General features: G+C 70.4%; 3 protein-coding genes. 2 read left to right on the top strand and 1 reads right to left on the bottom strand.

What is annotated here, in order from left to right; translation table 11 throughout:
• The first annotated feature begins 124 nt into the window (after positions 1 to 124).
• Both ACFYX0_RS47765 and ACFYX0_RS47770 read left to right on the top strand, forming a co-directional pair.
• On the top strand, positions 125 to 520 hold the full coding sequence (locus tag ACFYX0_RS47765) for a DUF2267 domain-containing protein (RefSeq protein ID WP_388982117.1): 396 nt from the start codon (positions 125 to 127) through the stop codon (positions 518 to 520).
• 64 nt (positions 521 to 584) lie between these two features.
• Positions 585 to 1,022, top strand: a complete 438-nt coding sequence (locus ACFYX0_RS47770) for a DUF2267 domain-containing protein (RefSeq protein ID WP_388982120.1) — start codon at positions 585 to 587, stop codon at positions 1,020 to 1,022.
• Positions 1,023 to 1,188: 166 nt separating this feature from the next.
• Here the strand turns inward: ACFYX0_RS47770 and ACFYX0_RS47775 are convergent, their stop codons facing one another.
• Positions 1,189 to 1,449, bottom strand: a complete 261-nt coding sequence (locus ACFYX0_RS47775; RefSeq protein ID WP_388982122.1) for a transposase — start codon at positions 1,447 to 1,449, stop codon at positions 1,189 to 1,191.
• Positions 1,450 to 1,529: the final 80 nt, after the last annotated feature.

Here is a 1,529-nt window from a genome sequence, read left to right on the forward strand (position 1 = left end):
GCCGCCAGGAGATCTCCAGCTGAACCGGACCCGATGAGTGGCTGAACACAGGCGGAGGACGGGTATCTCTCCCCCTCGCCCGTCCTCCGCGCCCCGTGGACCTGAGGAAAGGGGGGCAGCCGACGTGACCGTGCGACGGGAAGCGTTCCTCGACCACGTGCAGGAACGCGGCGAATACGAGACCCTGCAGGAGGCCGAACGCGCGGCCCGCGTGGTGCTCGCCCTGCTGGGCGCGCACCTGGTCGGCCAGGTACGTGCCCAGCTGGCGGCGCGTCTGCCGGAAGACTTCGCCCTGATCCTGCTCAACCCGCTGCAGAGCGCCGAGCCGCTGCCCCCGGAGCGGTTCATGCGGGCGACCGCGGCCTGGATCGAAGGGGCCACCGAACAGACCGCGGCCTGGGACGTCAGCGCCGTCCTGTCAACCGTCGCCGACACCGCCGGCGACGACCTCCTGACGGAGATCCTGCTCCAGCTCCCCGCGGGCTACGACCTCCTCTTCGGCCACCCTCAGCGCACCTGACCACCCACCCCGGCGGCCGCACGCCGGCCACCACAACCCTGGTGACAGAAAGGCAACCACCGCAATGATGTCCGACCAGAGCGCGCCGCTTCAGCAGCCCTACGGGAGGGCGTACGAGCAGATGCTGGAGAAGGTCCGCTACGACGGCGCCTACCCAACCCGCGAGAAGGCCGAGGAAGCCGTCCGCCTCGTCCTTTCGGGACTGGGACGCCAACTGACCGGCGACGAACGCGTCGAACTGGCCGCCCGCCTGCCCTTCGAGGCCGCGCGCGTCCTCACCGCCCAGATACCCGACACCGAGGAGCTGACCGGCTGGGCCTTCGTCAAGGACCTCGCCGCCCGCACCGACGCCTCGCTGGGCACCACCCGCTGGGACACCGGATCCGTCTTCTCCGCCGTCGCGGCCTACGCCGGACCCGACCTGCTGACCCGCATCCTGCGCCAGCTTCCCCCCGGCTACGCGCTGCTGTTCGGCCGCGCCGAACTCACCCCAGCCGCGTAGCCGGCGACGCGGCGCAGGGCAGACGCGACCGCCGGGACGCTATCCGCCCTGCGCCTCGGGGCCCGCGAGGTAACCACCGTTGCCCACTCGGCCGCGCACACCGACGAGCCGGCACGCGCGGCCGAGCGCGTCAGATCCGGTAAGAACCCGGTCGTTAGGGGGGTCTTCAAAGTTGAGCGGTGCGGAGGTATCCGCGGGCTCGGCGGGTGGTGACGCAGCGTGTGCGTAGCCGCTGGTTCGTAGCGTTGCGGAACCCGAAGGCGGCTCGGGCGACGAGCTTGATCACGCGGTTGATGCCCTCGCTTTTGGCGTTGCTGTGTCCGGTGTCGATGAACGCGGCGATCTCGTTCCACCAGCGGTCCACGGTGGTGGCGAGGGTACGCACTTCGGGGATGTCGGCGTCCGCGCACCAGGTGAGACATCCCATGGCGTAGGGGTGTCAAGCGGCGGTGGTGAGGGTTGCGTGGTGTGACCACGCTGTTGCCTCGTCGTAGAGGGTGCGGGTCT

This window comes from Streptomyces sp. NPDC002573, from assembly GCF_042889625.1.
Classification (GTDB): domain Bacteria; phylum Actinomycetota; class Actinomycetes; order Streptomycetales; family Streptomycetaceae; genus Streptomyces; species Streptomyces gibsoniae.